Annotated in this window: 15 protein-coding genes; 10 read left to right on the top strand and 5 right to left on the bottom strand. The window is 53.8% G+C overall.

Annotated elements, in window-relative coordinates; translation table 11 throughout:
- Window positions 1-61 precede the first annotated feature (61 nt).
- Window positions 62-1,303: an RICIN domain-containing protein gene (locus tag NSU18_RS09270; protein ID WP_341020257.1), complete on the top strand. Its 1,242-nt coding sequence runs from the start codon at window positions 62-64 to the stop codon at window positions 1,301-1,303.
- An 80-nt stretch (window positions 1,304-1,383) separates the two neighbouring features.
- Here the strand turns inward: NSU18_RS09270 and NSU18_RS09265 are convergent, their stop codons facing one another.
- Both NSU18_RS09265 and NSU18_RS09260 read right to left on the bottom strand, forming a co-directional pair.
- A complete protein-coding gene (locus tag NSU18_RS09265; RefSeq protein ID WP_341020259.1) occupies window positions 1,384-2,904 on the bottom strand; it encodes a DUF4179 domain-containing protein in 1,521 nt (506 codons plus the stop codon).
- A gap of 20 nt (window positions 2,905-2,924) precedes the next feature.
- Window positions 2,925-3,416: a sigma-70 family RNA polymerase sigma factor gene (locus NSU18_RS09260; RefSeq protein ID WP_341020261.1), complete on the bottom strand. Its 492-nt coding sequence runs from the start codon at window positions 3,414-3,416 to the stop codon at window positions 2,925-2,927.
- Window positions 3,417-3,670: 254 nt separating this feature from the next.
- Here NSU18_RS09260 and NSU18_RS09255 point away from each other — a divergent pair, with 254 nt between their 5' ends.
- Entirely contained in the window at window positions 3,671-4,603 is a 933-nt protein-coding gene (locus NSU18_RS09255; protein WP_341020263.1) for an alpha/beta hydrolase, read from the top strand.
- A gap of 72 nt (window positions 4,604-4,675) precedes the next feature.
- The gene (locus NSU18_RS09250) at window positions 4,676-5,092 is read left to right on the top strand and encodes an iron chaperone (RefSeq protein WP_341020264.1); all 417 of its coding nucleotides are present in this window, start codon (window positions 4,676-4,678) and stop codon (window positions 5,090-5,092) included.
- 319 nt (window positions 5,093-5,411) lie between these two features.
- Here NSU18_RS09250 and NSU18_RS09245 read toward each other — a convergent pair whose 3' ends face one another.
- On the bottom strand, window positions 5,412-7,103 hold the full coding sequence (locus NSU18_RS09245; RefSeq protein WP_341020265.1) for a M3 family oligoendopeptidase: 1,692 nt from the start codon (window positions 7,101-7,103) through the stop codon (window positions 5,412-5,414).
- A 380-nt stretch (window positions 7,104-7,483) separates the two neighbouring features.
- Between NSU18_RS09245 and NSU18_RS09240 the strand changes: the two genes are divergently transcribed.
- The 4 genes from NSU18_RS09240 to NSU18_RS09225 all read left to right on the top strand — a co-directional run bounded on the left by NSU18_RS09240 (window position 7,484) and on the right by NSU18_RS09225 (window position 10,749).
- Entirely contained in the window at window positions 7,484-7,759 is a 276-nt protein-coding gene (locus NSU18_RS09240; protein WP_341020266.1) for a CD3324 family protein, read from the top strand.
- 592 nt (window positions 7,760-8,351) lie between these two features.
- Window positions 8,352-8,789, top strand: a complete 438-nt coding sequence (locus tag NSU18_RS09235; protein ID WP_341020267.1) for a LytTR family DNA-binding domain-containing protein — start codon at window positions 8,352-8,354, stop codon at window positions 8,787-8,789.
- A gap of 34 nt (window positions 8,790-8,823) precedes the next feature.
- Window positions 8,824-9,279: a hypothetical protein gene (locus NSU18_RS09230; protein WP_341020268.1), complete on the top strand. Its 456-nt coding sequence runs from the start codon at window positions 8,824-8,826 to the stop codon at window positions 9,277-9,279.
- Window positions 9,280-9,441: 162 nt separating this feature from the next.
- Window positions 9,442-10,749: an amidase gene (locus NSU18_RS09225; protein WP_341020269.1), complete on the top strand. Its 1,308-nt coding sequence runs from the start codon at window positions 9,442-9,444 to the stop codon at window positions 10,747-10,749.
- 87 nt (window positions 10,750-10,836) lie between these two features.
- On the opposite strand, the gene NSU18_RS09220 is transcribed toward NSU18_RS09225, so the two are convergent.
- Window positions 10,837-12,117 (bottom strand): S8 family peptidase, encoded by a 1,281-nt coding sequence (locus tag NSU18_RS09220; RefSeq protein ID WP_341020271.1) that lies wholly within the window; start codon window positions 12,115-12,117, stop codon window positions 10,837-10,839.
- Window positions 12,118-12,283: 166 nt separating this feature from the next.
- Between NSU18_RS09220 and NSU18_RS09215 the strand changes: the two genes are divergently transcribed.
- Together NSU18_RS09215 and NSU18_RS09210 are read left to right on the top strand one after the other, a co-directional pair.
- Window positions 12,284-12,646 carry a hypothetical protein gene (locus tag NSU18_RS09215; RefSeq protein ID WP_051478024.1) on the top strand — a complete coding sequence of 121 codons (363 nt, stop codon included), beginning with the start codon at window positions 12,284-12,286 and terminating at the stop codon, window positions 12,644-12,646.
- 612 nt (window positions 12,647-13,258) lie between these two features.
- Window positions 13,259-14,662, top strand: coding sequence for an NAD(P)/FAD-dependent oxidoreductase (locus tag NSU18_RS09210; RefSeq protein WP_341023212.1), 1,404 nt, complete (start codon window positions 13,259-13,261; stop codon window positions 14,660-14,662).
- Between the two features lie 108 nt (window positions 14,663-14,770).
- On the opposite strand, the gene NSU18_RS09205 is transcribed toward NSU18_RS09210, so the two are convergent.
- A complete protein-coding gene (locus NSU18_RS09205) occupies window positions 14,771-15,859 on the bottom strand; it encodes a low temperature requirement protein A (protein ID WP_341020272.1) in 1,089 nt (362 codons plus the stop codon).
- 192 nt (window positions 15,860-16,051) lie between these two features.
- Between NSU18_RS09205 and NSU18_RS09200 the strand changes: the two genes are divergently transcribed.
- On the top strand, window positions 16,052-17,893 hold the full coding sequence (locus NSU18_RS09200) for a UbiD family decarboxylase (protein WP_341020273.1): 1,842 nt from the start codon (window positions 16,052-16,054) through the stop codon (window positions 17,891-17,893).
- Window positions 17,894-17,915 lie beyond the last annotated feature (22 nt).

The raw sequence follows: 17,915 nt of genomic DNA, 5'->3' as shown, positions 1-17,915 counted from the left end.
GAACGTACGCGTGCATTGAAATAAGTAGGGCAACTTCGAAATGCAAAAGAGGAGGACGAAGATGTTTAAAAGAGGTAAAGTCTTAAGCTTGTTCATGCTGTTCACATTATTAATCGCACTGGTCCCTGCAGGGAGCGCAAGCGCAGCAACCTGGAATCTGGCCTGGAGCGACGAGTTCGACGGATCTTCCCTCAATACGGGGAACTGGACAGCCGAGATTGGCACAGGCACCGGAGGCTGGGGCAACAATGAATTGCAATACTATACCAACCGTTCACAGAATCTGAAGGTGACCGGCGGCAATCTGGTTATTACTGCGCAGAAAGAATCCTATGAAGGCATGAACTATACCTCGGCGCGGATCAAGACGCAGGGGCTTAAGAATTTCACATACGGCAAAATCGAAGCCAGAATCAAGCTGCCGTCCGGCCAAGGCTTATGGCCTGCGTTCTGGATGCTCGGCTCCAATATCAACACCCCGCCCGGCTGGCCGGCCTGCGGTGAGATCGATATTATGGAGCGGGTAAACAATAACGCTGCCGTTAACGGCACGGTACACTGGGATGCAGGCGGCCACGCCGAATTCGGAAGGGTATCCGGTAATCTGGACTTCTCCCAATACCATATATACAGTGTGGAATGGGATTCGAAGTACATCAGATGGTTCGTGGACGGCAACCAGTTCAATGAATTCTATATTGAGAACGGAACCGGCAATACAGAGGAATTCCAGAAACCGTTCTTCCTGCTCTTGAACCTCGCGGTGGGCGGCAACTGGCCGGGCGCTCCGAATGCGTCCACCAGCTTCCCGGCACAGATGCTCGTGGATTATGTGCGGGTGTACCAGGAGGGCGCTCCTACAAGCGGCATTGTCAGCGGCGGGATCTACACTTTGATGAACAAGGCGAGCGGCAAGGTGCTGGATGTGACAGATGTCTCTACAGCAGACGGTGCCAAAATGCATCAGTGGACCAATTACACCGCCGCCAATCAGCAATTCAGAGTGGAGAGCACGGGAGACGGCTTCTACAAGCTTACGGCGATGCATAGCGGAAAATTGCTCGATGTGCCGAACGCTTCCACGGCCAGCGGAGTCCAGCTCCAGCAGGCGAATGACAACGGCAGCAACGCCCAGCGGTGGAAGATCGTCGATGTCGGCGGCGGGTATTACAAAGTGATCTCCAAGGCCAGCGGGCTGGCGATGGATGTATCGAATTCCTCGACAGCAGACGGTGCGGTCGTGCAGCAATGGACGGACAACGGTACCGATGCGCAAAAGTGGCAGTTCATCAAAATTAATTAGGGAGTGAGCTGGCGAAGCAGCGCTTAAGAAAAGGAGAAGCCCCGCAAGCCTGTCGGCTGGGCGGGGCTTCTTGCTGTATTCTATTTCTTTGAGAACAGCTCGATACTTTGCGTCTCCATAATTGGATTCCAAACTCGCGTTACCGGTAGGGTAAGCGGCTGCGGGTAATCTGCAGCTTGACTGTCAAAAGATAAACTCATCTCACCGGTTCCCGTACCATCTCTAGAGATCGAGGTGCCGCCAAAATTGACAAGTGGCGTTTCCCGATTGGTTCTATCATGCACCTGGCCGTCCGCATCGGTGAATTTGTCGGCCAGTCCTACGCCGATGTATTCCGCCTGTACTGCCCCTTGCGAATCAGTATAATAAAACAGTTCGGTCACTTTGCGCCGGAGCAGAATCTCTTCTGCTGTTGCATTATGCTCTTGTTTGGAGGTGACTATTTCCCAATCGTTGGTCGGTGCTTCAATCACTTGTTGTTTGTTCAGATCGACCACAAATTTCATACGGTCCGGCTCCAGAGCCGAGATGCCGGCAATCTTCAGCGTGGCAGAGTCCGGCTGGTTAAGCCCGGTATGCTTGAATACAAGCGTTGCCTGCGAGTGGTCTTTGTGCACTTCAGAATTATCGGCCGTGATTCTGCCCGGATAAACCAATTTCTCGGATTGACTCCCGGTTGTTGTAATCAGAACAGGATTCAGCAGGCTGAAAATCTGTTTGGTGTTCGCCTTGTCATACTCCAGATCGACATAAGTATTGAACGGAGTATACTGTACTTGGCGTACTTTGATCTGTTGACCGTCCACTGTAAGCGTGCGATTCACAGGGAGTGTGCGCACCTGGTCTTTGAATCCGTCCGGGTCAAGCTCAAACGATACCTCCAGGCTGGTCCGGTACTTGTTGCTGCTGGAAGTGAGCGCCTGGTCGGATGTTCCGGTGAGAATTAGAGTGAACTTCACCTCCTTGGAATCAGTGATGGCAGCCGGATAGTTAGTGGAATAAATAAAACGCTTGTCTTCACCGGGCTGAATTCTGGATTCGCCACTGTATACTAACTCCAGGGCTGCGCCCCGATGCGGATATGGAACCTCATAATCACCGAATTGAATTTTCGTATCCGCAGGAGTAACTTCTTTATCCGTACCGTTGTGTACATTGAAGAGGATATACACTTTACGGCCATCCGTGACAGCGCCATCCACATCCATGCGGTATCCATTGTTTGTTGCGCTTTGACGCACCGGCTTTACCAGATTTCGTTCCAGGATGCCGCCAACCAGCCGGTTTGTTAATGGCTGTTTGCGATAGTCTGCAAAATCATTCCAGCTTGTGGTGCTGGCCGTCTGCACTGAACCGCCGAGGACGGAACCGTCCGTACCTCCGGCTGGCAAGCCGAAGGATGAGACAATCACAAAAATGACTGCGGCCGCAGCTAATACGGCGCCGGCCCCATAGGAATAGAAACGCCGTTTGCTGCGTTTGTTCCCTTGCGCCATTCCACTGCGCATGGCTTTATAAATTTTCATTTCCTGAATCTCCTCTGCATGAAGCTGGACCTCCTGGGCGTCCTGTTTCAGGACACGCTCTTCTTTTTCTAACATTTCTGTCACCTCCTGTTTACTCACAGATATTTCCGCAACTGCATGAGTCCTTGACGCATCCAGGTTTTGATCGTGCCTTCGGGCTTATTCAGTACCTTGGCAATCTCGCCGGTCGTCATATCCTGGTAATATTTGAGCATCACTGCATGCCGGTATTTCGGCTTTAGCCGGCTCATGGCCCGCTCCAGATCGAGACGGTCGCTGCTCCTCATCTCCTGGGGCTCCTCCTCCAGCTTCTCTGTCAGCACCACACGTTTTTTACGCCTTAGCTCATCCATGCAGCAGTTGATGGTAATCCGGAGCAGCCATGGTGTGAAGGCCTGCTCATTCTTGAGCTGTTTGCGCTTCATCCAGGCCCGGCACGAGGCTTCTTGCACCGCTTCCAGGGCATCTGCTTCTGAGCGCAGATAGCTGTACGCGAGCGCATACAGTTTGCGGTGCTCACTTGCCAGCCGCTCATAGAACATCTCTTCATCCATCAGCGCCAGATCTGCTGTATTGGCTTTGTTCATTGTCTTCCCCCCATTCACCATCCCCTCTTCCTTGTGTGTTGGTCTATGGAAGAAGTCGTCCTCGAAATATGTTTTCATAAGTAAGACGGAGCAGACCGCAAAAACGATTGATTTTTATTAAAACATATATAAGTTAGGCCAACCAGTAGGAGGGAACAGCCAAGCGGCATAATTGTACTACTATAAATATCCAGATGTGTGTTACTGTTAATTGTAAGCGCTACGATTGTGGCGGAGAAGGGGAGGCGGTCGGTATGAGGGGTTCTCAAGGCTTCAGGCTGTATCTGTTTCTTATCATACTGTGTATAGTGCTGGGAGGTTGTTCACAGAACTCAGGCAAAGCGCCTGAAGAGGCGGCAGACAAGGTTGGGACGGTACCGCTGCAAAGCCCAGGCGTTCAGAATCTGGTTTTTCACAGTAAGGCCCTGGACCGGGAGATGCGGCTCAGTGTCTATCTTCCTACAGGGTACAATGCGTCTAAGCGTTATCCGGTGCTCTATTTCATCCATGGCTATGGCAGCAAAGAAACAGATATGTGGGGCGGGCTGGATATTCAGCAGAATGCAGAACGACTGATTGAGGCTGGTCAGATCGAGCCGCTCATTATCGTCGCTCCACAGATGGACAACAGCTATGGGCTGAATGCTGTAGCTAATCCGGGTAATCCCGCATCGCCAAGCGGTGAACGGTATGAGGATTATTTGGTCGAAGATGTTGTGAAGTATACAGATACGCATTTCAACACTCTGGCTGAGCGCGGTTCCCGCTATATTGGCGGCATCTCGATGGGCGGTTTTATCGGTCTGCATTCGGCGTTCTTGCATAGTGATGTCTACAGCAGGGTTGGCGGGCATAGCCCGGCGCTGTTCCTGGATGACTGGTCTCTTGCCGGAGGCGAGAACGGTCTGGTCCAGTTTCTCTATCCGACGGAGGCGCTGCGGCAGGAGCGTGATCCGCTTCTTTTGGCGCAGAACAGAGACTTATCGAACTTGAGTATCTACCTGGACTGCGGGGCGGAGGACAGCTACCGGTTCTATGAAGGCACGGAGCGGCTGTATACTCTGCTTAAGGGGAAGGGCGTGCCGGTGGAATATCATCTCAGAGCAGGGCAGCATGACGGGGACTATTGGAAGAGCCATATGGACGAATATTTGAGGTTCTATGCCGGGAGGACGAAGGAATCATGACGCTTACGCATTACAATTTGAATTTTGAAAAGCTGTGTGCTACATATAAGTTGGGCTTAGCTAACTACGCCTATGAACCAGCCCAAGGGAGATGAAGCCGAAGTGGACAAGAGTAAAGTAACCTATGAATCGGTTGACCAGTATATTGCGGACTTTGCGCCGGAGGTTCAGGAGCTTCTGCAGAGCTTGCGTAAGGTTATTTCGGAAGCTGCGCCGGAGGCAGTGGAGAAGATCAGCTACCAGATGCCGACCTGGTTCCTGCATAAGAATCTGGTGCATTTTGCCGCCTACAAGACGCACATCGGTTTCTATCCGGCACCCAGCGGGATCGAAGCCTTCAAGGAGGAGCTGGCGCAGTATAAAGGGGCTAAAGGGTCGGTACAGTTCCCCATCAAGGAGCCGCTCCCATACGATCTCATTACCAGAATCGTCAAATTCAGAGTGGAGGAGAATCAGCAGCAGGCCGCAGAGAAAGGGAAGAAGAAGTAAGCGGTTAGCCAGCAGCACGCAAACAAGCCCCGATCAGACATTAGGGCTTGGTGCGAAAAGAATTTAGTTGTATTTGGAACAGTTAAAAACCGGAGAAAAGGCGGATTTGCAGGGATAGCTGCAGTCTGTACAACTAAAAACATGGCTGAGCTACATTTTTCAATAAAACTGAATTTATAAGTGCAGAGAATACAACTAAGGCTTCCGTAGCTCAAATGAAGCTCGCTTTAGTTGTACAAACTACACTTAGCAAGTCGCAGCCTAGTCGCAAATCCTGTTACCGGAAGCATGAAGTGAATGCTGGACTACTCCCAGGGGCCTACAGCGCCTTATCATCTATGCTGTTCAGCCAGCCCTCAATCTCACCGATCACGGAGCCGATGCAGCCATCCTCGAACGGGGAGGTTAATCCGGCAAGCTTCACCAGCTCCGTGAAGGAGCGGCTGCCTCCGGCCTGGCAGAGCTTCAGATAATCCGGCCAGGCCGAGGTGAAGTCCTCGTTCGAGCGTTTCCAGAACTGGAAGGCGCAGAGCTGGGCCAGGGTATAGTCGATATAGTAGAACGGGGAGCGGAAGATATGGGCCTGCTTGTGCCAGAAGCCGCCTTGTTCCAGATAAGCATTGCCGTCATAATCACGGTGCGGCAGGTATTTCCGTTCAATGTCCCGCCAAGCCTGTTTGCGCTGCTGCGGCGTAGCTTCCGGATGCTCGTACACAAAATGCTGGAATTCATCGACTGATACGCCGTAAGGAATGAACTCCAGACTGTCCGCCAGATGGTTGAAGCGGTACTTGTCCGCCTCCTCCTTGAAGAACAGATCCATCCATGGCCAGGCGAAGAACTCCATACTCATCGAATGAATCTCAGCGGCTTCAGAGGTCGGGAACGCATATTCAGGGACCTCCATATTCCGGCTGGAATACACCTGGAACGCATGCCCTACCTCATGGGTCAGCACATCGATATCCCCGGCGGTTCCATTGAAATTGGAGAAAATAAACGGAGCACGGTAGTCGCTGAAGAAGGTGCAGTAGCCGCCGAATTCCTTGCCTTTTTTGCTGACCAGATCCATCAGCCCGTTCTCCTGCATGAAGGTGAAGAATTCACCCGTCTGCGGGGACATCTCCTGATACATCTTAGCACCATTCGCCACGATCCAGTCCGGGTCTCCCTTAGGGGTAGCGTTGCCGGAATTAAATTTAATGCCTTCATCATAAAATTTCAGGCCGTCCAGCTGAAGGCGTTCGCGCTGACGCTGCTTCAGCTTCCCCGCAACCGGCACGATATGCTCATGCACCTGCTTGCGGAAGCCCGCCACCATCTCAGCATTGTAATCGGTACGTCCCATCCGGTCATACCCGAGCTCCACGAAGCTCTTGTAGCCCAGCTTGGCAGCAATTCCTGCCCGGACCTTCACCAGCTCGTCATAGATCCGGTCGAATTCGGGTTCATGCTCTGCCATGAAGGCATTACGGGCCTCGAACACACCTTTGCGGACTTCACGGTCCGTGGAAGAATCGAACGGAATCAGCTGTGCCAGGGTGCGTTCTTCGCCCTGGAACATGATTTTGGCGGACGCGATCAATTGGGAATATTCGGAAGACAGCTTATTCTCCAGCTGCAGATCTTCAATGACTTCAGGGCTGAAGGTACGCAGTGAGATCTCGGCCAGGCTTAGGAGCTGTGTTCCCCATTCCTGCTCGAACTCGGCTCTGTACTTGGAGTTGACAAGGGCTCTGTAATAATCCGTGATGTACTCCTGGATCACCGGTCCGGTCTCGTCCATATAATCCTGCTCTGCCTTGTAGAATGCATCCTCCGTATTGATGGAGTGGCGGACACTCACGAGGGTCTCCATCGTATCGAAGCGGCTGCGCAGCTTATTGATGGCTGCCACGGCAGCCTTTTGCTCCTCCAGATTGCCTGTCTCCAGGTCCTTCAGCAGAGTGGTGAACTCTTGCTTGAATTGCTCCACATCCGGGCGTTTGTATACATATTCTGAGAATTTCATTTGCTGCATCGCATCCTTTCTTTACCATATAAATTCTATTATATAATCGGCGCGCGCAAAAAACTAATGTTCTTCCGGTAATATTTGATTATAGCTAAACGCTATACTCCTGGTACCGCGCACATCCGTTGTTGAACCGGTATGGAAATTATTTTAAGATAGAGTTAATCTGCACCAATTATTGAATCCCGGGAGGTGATGGCCATGTTTCGGATGAGTCAGTATGTGAACGGCACGCTCCATGCAAAGCCTGTGGAATAACTAAGGCGAAAGCTTGGCATGGAGCGGATGTATTCGCCTGAAGTATGTTTTAAGTGATACAGTTATTTACACAGGCTTTGCCCTTAAAAGATTAATATATTTTAAGGAGCGAGCCAGATATGCAATGTGTAAATGCAGCAAAGCTGTTGCCAGACCACCTGCTGAAGGAGATTCAGCAATATATTCAAGGGGAAGCCCTGTATATCCCGACCTGCAAGAGCAAGCGCAGAAAATGGGGCGAAAGCTCAGGGGCAGCCGATTACTATAAAGTCCGCAATGCTGAGATCCGTAGCCGCTTCCAAGAAGGTGCAGAGTTGGACCAATTGTGCGAGCAATACGGGTTATCTATCGACAGCATCCGTAAAATTGTATATTCCAAGAACCCGCAGAGCTGATCTGCGGGTTTTTCAGGCTTGGGGAGGCGGGGCTGATCTGACCGGAAAAGGGCGGGGCGGATGCAGTATATGGTCAAGTGTGCATCGGCAAAAATACAGCGTGTGATCAAGGGCATCGGCTAAACTGCTATGGCCAAGTGTTCAAAGCGGCTGCGGACTGAGATTCCGCTATTGTGGATTTACAGCGCCATAGTGACTTTTGGCGGATGACAATCCGCTATTGCTGCTCGAATCTCGACAATGAAGCTTCCCCTTTACAGTAGATTGGCCGTGAACCCGCAGTGAACCCGAAGCCGAACACAAGAAAAGCCGCCCCGATACAACGTATCCAGAGTCAGCACCAGATAAACGTTCTAATGAGGCGGCGTGTTCTTCACGACCTATACGGGTTATTATACCGTGCTTCACATTATAACCGTTACCTTATATTGCAGAAGAGCCAACGAAGGAATTGGACTTGGTTGGACCAGGTTGCACCTCCCAAACCTGCAGCTTGAACCCGCTAGAGTGCAGCTTGCGCAAAGGCTATTGTATAAGTCTTTTTACAAAAATATACTGTAGCTGTAGGGAGAGAAGGCAGGAGGCGGTGGCGGTGAAAATCACGATTGAGCAGGTTCCGGAGGGCGGTGAGCCTGAAATTATTCTCAGGTGCAATGACCCGGATGAAGGCTTGCTGGCGCTGATCTACTCGGTGAACGCAGGCGTAAAGAAGCTGATTGGTATGACCGGGCTACAGATGCACATCATCCATCCGCGTGACGTCTATTACTTCGAGGCGGTAGATCATAAGGTGTTCATCTACTGCCAGGAGAAGGTGTATGAGTCGAGGCTGAAGCTGTATGAGCTGGAGACGGAGTATGAGTCTGGTGATTTTTTCAGGGCCTCCAAATCCAGTATCCTGAATGTGGCCAAGATTGAGTCGCTCCGCCCGGTGCTCTACGGAAGATATGAGGCGCTGCTGCACAACGGTGAGAGGGTCTGCATCTCCCGACAATATGTCCCGGTACTCAAACGGAAGTTAGGGTTATAGCTATGCGGTCAAGACTCAAATAGGAGGGAAGCTCATGATTACAACCAGAAAGTATGTGTCTTTGTTCGTGAAGGATCTGCTGGTGGCTTGCGGGGGGCTGATGGTGCTTGCGGCGGTTGTGCTGGCTCTGAATGCTACGGAGATGATCCGGGGCTCGCTGCTGGTGCAGCTGTTCCTGGGGGCGGCGGCCTTTACCTGCTTCCGGTATGCGCTGGTGAATACGTATGAGGTAGATCCCAGAGTGCAGACGGTCAGCTTCTATCTCTGCTTCATTCTCGCTGATCTGCTGGTGATTCTCTGGCTGTGGCTGTTCGCGGACGGCCCGCTGATGGATAAGGGAGTGCTGGTGCCGTTCGTCATTGTCATTCTGGTGGTCAAAAGTATGGTGTACGCGATGATGCATATCGACGGGAGACGAGAAGCCAGGCAGCTTAATCGGAAGCTGAATGAGTATAAGCAGGGCGGGGATCAAGGAGACGAAGAGCTTTAGGAAGCGCTGGAGCTAGGGAGCATGAAAGCCATCTTGGAGGGGAAGCAGGCCGGGTGGCTTTTTGAGCATGAGAATATGAAAACTTAGGGATTTCTGTTACCTTTTGCAGGCTGGACCGTAATAAGCCAAATGCTATACATAATATTCCATGGAGATGATCTAATGCTGCTTCACAAGGTATCCCTGACAGAAATGATGAGCCGTATTCACGAACCCGGATATTCACCCGGAACTGTGCTTGACCCGTACCTTAAGCGTTACAGACAGCTTGAGCCGCATATCCATGCGTTTGTTCCTGAGGACCAGGTTGAAGGGCGTCTGGATTCGGAAAAAGCTTTGCTGCAAAGGATGTACAGCGCAGAAGAACGAAAACCAGGCCTCTTCGGCATTCCTGTAGCCATTAAGGACCTGCTGCATGTAGACGGCTTGCCGACCAGGGCGGGATCACAGCTATCCGCTGAATTGTTAACCGGTCCCCAGGGGTCTCTGGTCACTAAGCTGCGTGCCCTCGGGGCCGTGATTGGAGGCAAGACGGTGACCGAGGAATTTGCCTACAACGGGCCGATTGCTACGCGTAATCCGCATAACACCGCGCATACTCCCGGCGGTTCCAGTGCAGGCTCCGCCGCAGCGGTGGCTGCGGGGCTCTGTCCGCTGGCTGTGGGCACACAGACGCTGCGTTCGGTGATCGCTCCGGCGTCCTTTTGCGGAGTGGTCGGGTTCAAGCCCAGCTATGGCCGGGTTCCACTGGATGGGGTGCTGCTGTTCTCGCCGTCTTTTGACACGGTAGGGTTCTTCACGCAGAACTTGCCTGACATGGAGGCTGCGGCAGCCTTGCTTGTCCCAAATTGGCAGACCCGTCCCGCCGAAGTCTCCCGCAAGCCGGTTCTGGGTATCCCTAAGGGAGTCTATATGGAGCTGATGAGTGCGGAAGTCAAAGGGGTGTTCCAGGCTCAGATCTCAGGGCTTGAACAGCTTGGATATGAAGTCCATTATGTCCAAATGCCGTGGGAGGATGAACTTATCTACGGAAATGCCATGCTGCGCTTCATTGAGGGGGAGCTGGCACGGGAGCATGAACATAGATTCGCAGAGCATAGAGTAGAATACGGCGTTCCCGTGCAGGAAGCGATCCTCAGAGGACAGCAGATTCCCGAGGAGGAGCTGGAGCAGTACCGCGCCCGGCAACGGGAGCTGCGGCGTGAGCTGATGGAGCTTATGGAGCAGGAGGGAATCGACCTGTGGGTCTCTCCGGCCCAAGGGGGGACTGCACCGAAGATCGAGGAGCGGAATACGGGCTGGGCAGGGATGCCTGCGGTCTGGGGCTTCGCGGGAGTGCCCACGGTCAGTCTGCCTGCGGCAACGCTTGAAGGCATGCCGCTCGGCTTCCAGTGCATAGGAAAATATGGAGAAGACGAGCTGCTCTTAGCTTGGGCGCGCCAGCTATGGCCGCAGCTGGCTGAGGAGTAACCGCTCCCCGTCGGATAAGGAGCGGTTACCGTGCCGGTTATTTTGGGGTCTCCGCAAAGTAGCTGAATATCCTTCGAAGCTAAAGTCTCACTTGTGGGGTTTCTTGGGCGGGCAGCGCCGCTTCAGGAACCGTACGTCGATCTCCCCGCTGCCGGCGGTATTCGGCTTCAGGCGGAGAGGGAAGGCATTCCGCTTCAGCAGGAGCTTCACCTGGCGCGGTGTAAGGCAAGGACGGAGCTGTAGCAGCTGCGCGGCGGCACCGGACACGATGGGCGTGGAGATGCTGGTGCCAGACAGCTTGAAATACCGCTTGCCGACCTTATTGCGCGGCAATTCACGGACAAGCTGGGAGCCGGGGGCGCGCAGCGAGATCACTGAATCGCCGGGGGCGACCAGATCCGGCTTCACCCTGCCGCCGGGAGCGGGCCCGCGGCTGGAATAGACGGCGATCCGGTCATCCTTCTGCGTCAGCGTCCGCCGGTCATTGACGGCTCCGACGGTGATTGCGGAGGGGCTGATCCCGGGGGATTCAATGGTCCGGTGCCTGGGGCCGGCATTACCGGCGGCGATGACTACGGTGAGGCCGGCTTTGACGGCTTTTTCAACGGCCTGGACGAGAAGGTCATCCTTGATATGCGGGGCCACCGGTCCGCCGAAGGACATGGACAGGATACGCAGCTTCAGCTTTTTACGGTGGGTGATGCAGTATTCAATGGCCTTGATAATGGTGGAGTCATAGCCGTCCCCATACTTATCGAGCACCTTGATCCCGACAATTCCCGCTTCCGGCGCAGGTCCCCGGTACTTGCCCCGGCTGGACCAGCCGTTACCGGCGGCATCCCCGGTGATATGCGTGCCGTGTCCGTTGTCATCATACGGGCATTTCCGGTGATTGATATAGTCCTTGAACGCCAGAATGCGGTTCACCGGCCGGGTCAGATCGGGATGCGGATAGACTCCGGTATCGAGCACAGCGATGTTGATGCCTTTGCCGGTAAGCCCTCTTGAGCGTTTAACCGCTGTAGCGCCTATGGATGGAGTTGCAATGTTGAGCGTAGCCTTCTTAATGCCGTCCAGATAGACTTTATGGACTCCATTCCAGCGGCATACATGCTCCAGACATTTCAGGGATACCTGTGAAGCCACGGCCTGGTGCAGCCGCAGATGATGCTTGACCGGGAAGACATGCCGTCCCAGATGCTTCCTTAGTTCGCGGAGTCCCGCATGAGTAACCGGTTGTCTGAACTGTATGATCACCGGAATAGCAGCAGTTGAGGCAGCGGTGGAATAGGCTCTGCGGATCTTATGCTTCAGGGGACGGTTGAGCTTGGCAGCATGACGCCTGACCCATGATGGTTCACTCTTCATAATGTAATCACCTCTATGAAGCAGTGTATGCGGCCAGCTGCCTCGTGGGTACGAAACCATGAATGAGTACAGCGATACATTTATGTAAATAACAGGCAATAGCGCGTTTCGTCTGATCCTTCTCTTGCATTTACTACTGTATTCCAAGTAGAAAGTGGTGAAGTAAATGAAAGAATCAGAGAAGAAGGCATTGCTGGCAAAACGTCAACTGATGGCTAAAAAAGCAAGAGCAGCGGCGGTAGTAAGACCCAAGAGACGGCGGATCAGACAGGTGCTTAATAATTTCATCGTGCTTGCCGTGAACAATAACAATGTCCCTTACGAAACACAGGGCTGGACGGCTACACTGACCCGGAGCTCCGGCACTGTAATCACGGCACAATTCGATGAATTCGGCGTCGCTCAGTTTAATACGATCAGCACACTGACAACAGTCAGCTACACGCTCCGGATTATCGACGCGGATAATGTGCAGCGCACACAGAAGTTCGTCCCGTCGAACCGCGAGTTTTTTGTAGCACGCTTCTAAGTCACAACAGCGCGCCCGGATTCATTGAGGGCGCGCTGCTTTATGAGCATGTCTGAAATAATAGATGCTATAGAGAATCACCGGAATGATCAGGAAGTTGGCTGTATTTATGCGGGTCATCCGGTCCGTTAGATTTTTGGGGATGATAGGGTTTCATTACACGAACCCCTGAGTCTCACAAGCGTGATGAAGGAGAGGGAGATTGCGCTTTTTACATAGAGACTACGTCTGACTCCCCTTATATCAGCCAGCATATTATCGAGCCGCCACCCTGGAAATAACTTCACGAATGAAGATAAGCGCCTAACCATTTCCATCTTCTGTGGTGCCGCGCCAGTGGTATGGATGGCTTTGTGGGATTATTTTATGGATGCGTGTTAAATAATATTACATTTGTCAAGCTTCATGCGAAGAAAGCCTTAAAATATTGGCTAAATGTACAATCGCGTTCACCGAATTCAGCTCTTATGACAATAAACCTTCCATCAATATTTAAAAGCGGGGGCATACCCTATATAATATCGCCATAGATGTATATCAGGGATTGTGGAACAGGATACAAAGTGAGCGGCAGCCATGCGCTGAAGATGCTCCGGAAAGGTCTGAGGAATGATGAGCCTGAAAGCCTTGAATGAACGCGTGAACACGGATCTCTCTTACCTCGCCTATGGCGGCGCGGATTGGGTTCGCCCTGTGGAGCATGCCGAAGGCCATGTCTATGATGTCGTCATTGTGGGCGGGGGCCAGAGCGGGCTTGGTGCGGCTTTTGGCTTGCTGCGCGAACGGATCTCGAATCTGCTGATTATCGATGAGAATCGTGACGGGCTGGAGGGGCCTTGGGAGACCTATGCCCGGATGGTGACGCTGCGTACGCCCAAAGCTCTGACCTCGATTGATCTCGGCATCCCGTCGCTGACCTTCCGTTCCTGGTGGGAGGCTCAGCATGGGGCGGAGGCCTGGAGTGAGGTGGACAAAATCCCGCGCGGGCAGTGGATGGAGTATCTGCGCTGGTACCGGCAGGTTCTGAAGCTCCCGGTACGTAATGAGGTGCGGCTATTGCTGGTCGAGCCTGGTGACGATGGGATCTACCGTCTGCAGGTTACAGGAGCGGGTGCGCAGGCCGGAACACTGCTGGCACGTAAGGTGGTGCTGGCTACCGGCATTCAAGGAGGAGGACAGTGGCATGTTCCGCCGATGATTGCAGATCATCTGCCGGAGCACCTGTATGCCCATACCTCCCGGCAGATTGATTTCGCCGCCCTTCGCGGCAAGCGGGTGGGAATTCTCGGCGGCGGGGCGTCCGCCTTCGACAATGCGAATTATGCGCTTCAGGAGGGCGCGGCGGAGGCCCAGGTCTTCGTCCGCCGGGCGCAGCTTCCGGGGGTGAATCCGATCCGCCAGATGGAGGGCTCGGGCATGATTGAGCGGTTCCATACCCTGGCGGATGCGGACAAATATGCGGTCATCTCGCATTTCTTCCAGTATAATCAGCCGCCGACGAGCGATACCTTCCGCCGCGCAGCGGCATGGCCCGGCTTCCGGCTGCATCTCGGCTCGCCGTGGCTGAAGGTGGAGGCTTCAGGGGAGCAGGCGGTGGTGACTACGCCCGCCGGAGAGTTCAGCTTCGACTATCTAATCGTCAGCACGGGCCTGCTCAGCGATCCTGCCCTGCGGCCGGAGCTGCGGCAGGTGGAGCCTCATATTGCCCGCTGGAGCGACCGGTACACGGCGCCAGAGGGATCAGCGAATCCGCTGCTGGATGCGCACCCTTATCTTAGCCCCGGCTTTGCGCTTCAGAGCCGGGATGAAGCAGGCCGCAAGCTGCTGCATGGCTTATTCGTGTTCAACTATTCCGCTCTGGCCAGCTGCGGGTTATCGGCATCGGCTATCTCGGGACTGCGGAATGCGATTCCGAGACTGGTCAGCGGTGTGGCCGACCAGCTCTTCCAGGATGACCGGCAGCAGATCCTGCAGTCTTATTATGATTACGATGAGATTGAATTCACAGGCCCGTAAGACGGCGGGAAGAGGCTGTACCTGAGGCGGGCAACGACCTCTGGTGCAGCCTCTTGGCGTGCAGAGCGGTTAGATGGGCCAGTGCCTGAGAGCTGACTGGCAGCCGGGTCAGGCAGTAATTCTGGCGTATAGCGCGAAGAACAGGGCCAACTCGCCCATGATCAGGACATTCGGTACATCGACTACAAGATCCAGCACATAGAAGCAGGCCAGAATGAGGGTCAACAGTGCCAAGGGCTTCATTCCCAGCCGGTGCTGCTGATGCCTGTAGACCTGAAAGACCAGTGCTGTGGAAGCGAAATAGAGCAGCGCGGAGCCGAACAACAGATTCAGCATCTGCCCATAATGAAGCTGATCCAGGAACAATAGCTGGATTGACGCGGCAAGCATACATAGCGACAGATAAATGAACAGATGCCCGTAGATAATCGTCTGCCCGGCAGTCTGGATATGCATATCGACCTTCTTCTCCAGGTTGTCGTAATACTGCCACCATATGGCGATGATCAGTACAAAGGTGAGCGCAGCAAAGCCTACGGATTGACCGGTCCAGCTGCTGGATTGCAGCACGGCCAGAATGCTGACCACGGATTCGCCGAGCAGGATCAAGGCGAACAGGGAGAAGCGCTCCAGCAGATGATGGGTATTGGCGGGCGTCTTCACCAGAATCCTCCGTCCCGTCAGCGGGAGGATGATGTCCAGCATAATCCCGGCGTACAGTACCGCATACCGCAGCCAAGAATCGAAGAACAGGGAACAGGCCGAAATCGCAAGTCCAATCCAGAAGCGTGATCCCAGATAGCGGGCGGTGTTCCGCAAATGCCCGCTTTCTCTGGAATGGCTGTAATGATACTGGACCGCGGTCATGATCCGGAGCCCGAGGTAGCCAATCAGAAACGGCAGATAGTTGGCATCGAAATCTACGGACAGGCTGGCTGTCATAATTAATACGAAGAACAACTGGATAATAATAAATATCCGGTGCATCATCGTATCCTGGCCATATCGGTTAACGAAGAGCGTCTGGCCGACCCAGGCCCACCAGATCGGAATGAAGATCAGTACGAATTTGCCCAGTGTCTCAAGAGACAGGGTCTCGTGTTCTACATGCAGCAGCACATGGCTGGCCTTGGAGACCGCAGCGACAAACAGCAGATCGTAGAAGAGCTCCAGCCAGGTTACCTTTTTGATGATCATTACGTTAGTCCCCTTTGCTTGCCGAATGTTTGCCCGGAGCCGTCCGGTTTACAAGTATAATAATGGCTCTCTACAGAAGAAGGCAAGAATATCTGTGACAACTGGTGAGGTTGGCCTGGCGGCAATTGACCTGACGGACACACTCATTGATAATAAAGAGGTTCATATTCTTGAGAGAATGGGAGTAGAAGCATGTCATATCGTAATATGGAAGAATGTATTATTGACCTGGAGAAGCACGGGCATTTAATTCGCATACATGAAGAGGTGGACCCGCATCTGGAGATGGCGGCGATACATATGAAGGTCTATGAGGCAGGCGGTCCCGCTCTGCTCTTCGAGAAGGTCCGGGGCTCGAAGTACCGTGCGGTCTCGAATCTGTTCGGAACGATCGAGCGCAGCAAGTTCATCTTCCGTGACACGTGGGATTCATCGCAGGCGGTCATCGCCCTGCGCAGCAATCCCATGAAGGCGCTCAAGCAGCCCTTTAGATATATCGGGACAGGCCTTGCCGCCCGCAAAGCGCTGCCGATGAAGAAGGGCAGCGGCGTGCCGGCCGGATTCGAGGAGATTAGGATCTCCGATCTTCCGCAGATTAAGCACTGGCAGGGCGACGGAGGGGCGTTCGTCACGCTTCCGCAGGTGTACTCCGAAGATCCCGACAAGCCGGGCATTATGAACTCCAATCTGGGGATGTACCGTATCCAGCTTAGCGGCAACGAATATGAGCTGAATAAGGAAGTGGGCGTTCATTACCAGATTCACCGCGGCATCGGTATTCATCAGGCTCATGCGAACAGACGCGGCGAGCCGCTCAAGGTCAGCTGCTTCATCGGCGGTCCGCCTGCGCATACGCTATCGGCGGTGATGCCGCTGCCGGAGGGCTTGAGTGAAATGACCTTTGCCGGGCTGCTCTCGGGGCGTCATTTCCGCTATAGCTATGTAGACGGATTCTGCGTCAGCAGCGATGCCGACTTCGTAATTACCGGAGAGATTCATCCCGGGGAGACGAAGCCGGAGGGACCGTTCGGCGACCATCTGGGCTACTATAGCCTGACTCACCCGTTTCCGGTGATGAGAGTACACAAGGTTTACGCCAAAAAAGGGGCCATCTTTCCCTTCACGGTGGTCGGCCGTCCGCCGCAGGAGGACACTGCCTTCGGAGAGCTCATTCATGAGCTGACCGGCGGGGCGATCCGCTCGGAGATTCCCGGCGTGAAGGAGGTACACGCGATAGATGCTGCGGGTGTGCACCCGCTGCTGTTCGCGATCGGCAGTGAGCGGTATACCCCGTATCAGCAGCTTAAGCAGCCTGCAGAGCTGCTGACGATCAGCAACCGGATTCTCGGAACCGGCCAGCTCAGTCTGGCGAAATATCTGTTCATCACGGCAGAAGAGGACAAGCCGGTCAGCACGCATGATATCGCCGGGTTCCTGACCTACATCCTGGAGCGGATCAATCTGCGCCGCGATATTCACTTCCAGACGAACACAACGATCGATACGCTGGATTATTCCGGCACCGGGATCAACAGCGGAAGCAAGGTGGTCTTCGCAGCCGTAGGGGAACAGAAGCGGAGCTTGTGTACGGAGGTGCCTGAGGTTCTTCAGCGGGTAGACCAGGGCTGGGATCCGGCGGCAATGATTATGCCGGGGATAGTCGCCATGCAGGGACAGCCGTTCCGGGATTACGCCTCGGCGGCAGAGGAAATCTCCGGCCTGAGTGCTGCCATTGCAGCGCAGGGGGCGCTTGATTCCTGCCCGATGATTATTCTGTGCGATGACAGCAGCTTCATGTCAGAGTCGCTGAACAACTTCCTGTGGGCAACCTTCACGCGCAGCAATCCTTCCCATGATATTCATGGAGTGAACAGCACGGTGGAGCATAAGCACTGGGCCTGTGATAATGTGATTATTGACGCCCGGGTGAAGCCGCATCAGGCGCCGCCGTTAATTCCTGACCCTGAGGTGCAGAAGAGGATTGAGCGGGTATTTAGTGAAGGAGCAAGCTTGGGTGGACTGCGGCGGCCCTAGGAGTGAAGCAGCCATTCCATAG

Origin of the sequence: Paenibacillus sp. FSL H8-0048 (assembly GCF_038002825.1) — a bacterium.
Lineage (GTDB): Bacteria > Bacillota > Bacilli > Paenibacillales > Paenibacillaceae > Paenibacillus_AQ.
Note: the sequence above shows the minus strand (reverse complement) of the source record. Positions and strands in the feature narration are given on the sequence as shown.

What these genes read in the sequence shown, in the direction of transcription:
- NSU18_RS09270 (WP_341020257.1), top strand. Translation starts at nt 62, where the DNA reads ATGTTTAAAAGAGGTAAAGTCTTAAGCTTGTTCATGCTGTTCACATTA.
- NSU18_RS09265 (WP_341020259.1), bottom strand. Translation starts at nt 2,904, where the DNA reads ATGTTAGAAAAAGAAGAGCGTGTCCTGAAACAGGACGCCCAGGAGGTC.
- NSU18_RS09260 (WP_341020261.1), bottom strand. Translation starts at nt 3,416, where the DNA reads ATGAACAAAGCCAATACAGCAGATCTGGCGCTGATGGATGAAGAGATG.
- NSU18_RS09255 (WP_341020263.1), top strand. Translation starts at nt 3,671, where the DNA reads ATGAGGGGTTCTCAAGGCTTCAGGCTGTATCTGTTTCTTATCATACTG.
- NSU18_RS09250 (WP_341020264.1), top strand. Translation starts at nt 4,676, where the DNA reads ATGAACCAGCCCAAGGGAGATGAAGCCGAAGTGGACAAGAGTAAAGTA.
- NSU18_RS09245 (WP_341020265.1), bottom strand. Translation starts at nt 7,103, where the DNA reads ATGAAATTCTCAGAATATGTATACAAACGCCCGGATGTGGAGCAATTC.
- NSU18_RS09240 (WP_341020266.1), top strand. Translation starts at nt 7,484, where the DNA reads ATGCAATGTGTAAATGCAGCAAAGCTGTTGCCAGACCACCTGCTGAAG.
- NSU18_RS09230 (WP_341020268.1), top strand. Translation starts at nt 8,824, where the DNA reads ATGATTACAACCAGAAAGTATGTGTCTTTGTTCGTGAAGGATCTGCTG.
- NSU18_RS09225 (WP_341020269.1), top strand. Translation starts at nt 9,442, where the DNA reads ATGCTGCTTCACAAGGTATCCCTGACAGAAATGATGAGCCGTATTCAC.
- NSU18_RS09220 (WP_341020271.1), bottom strand. Translation starts at nt 12,117, where the DNA reads ATGAAGAGTGAACCATCATGGGTCAGGCGTCATGCTGCCAAGCTCAAC.
- NSU18_RS09215 (WP_051478024.1), top strand. Translation starts at nt 12,284, where the DNA reads ATGAAAGAATCAGAGAAGAAGGCATTGCTGGCAAAACGTCAACTGATG.
- NSU18_RS09210 (WP_341023212.1), top strand. Translation starts at nt 13,259, where the DNA reads ATGAGCCTGAAAGCCTTGAATGAACGCGTGAACACGGATCTCTCTTAC.
- NSU18_RS09205 (WP_341020272.1), bottom strand. Translation starts at nt 15,859, where the DNA reads ATGATCATCAAAAAGGTAACCTGGCTGGAGCTCTTCTACGATCTGCTG.
- NSU18_RS09200 (WP_341020273.1), top strand. Translation starts at nt 16,052, where the DNA reads ATGTCATATCGTAATATGGAAGAATGTATTATTGACCTGGAGAAGCAC.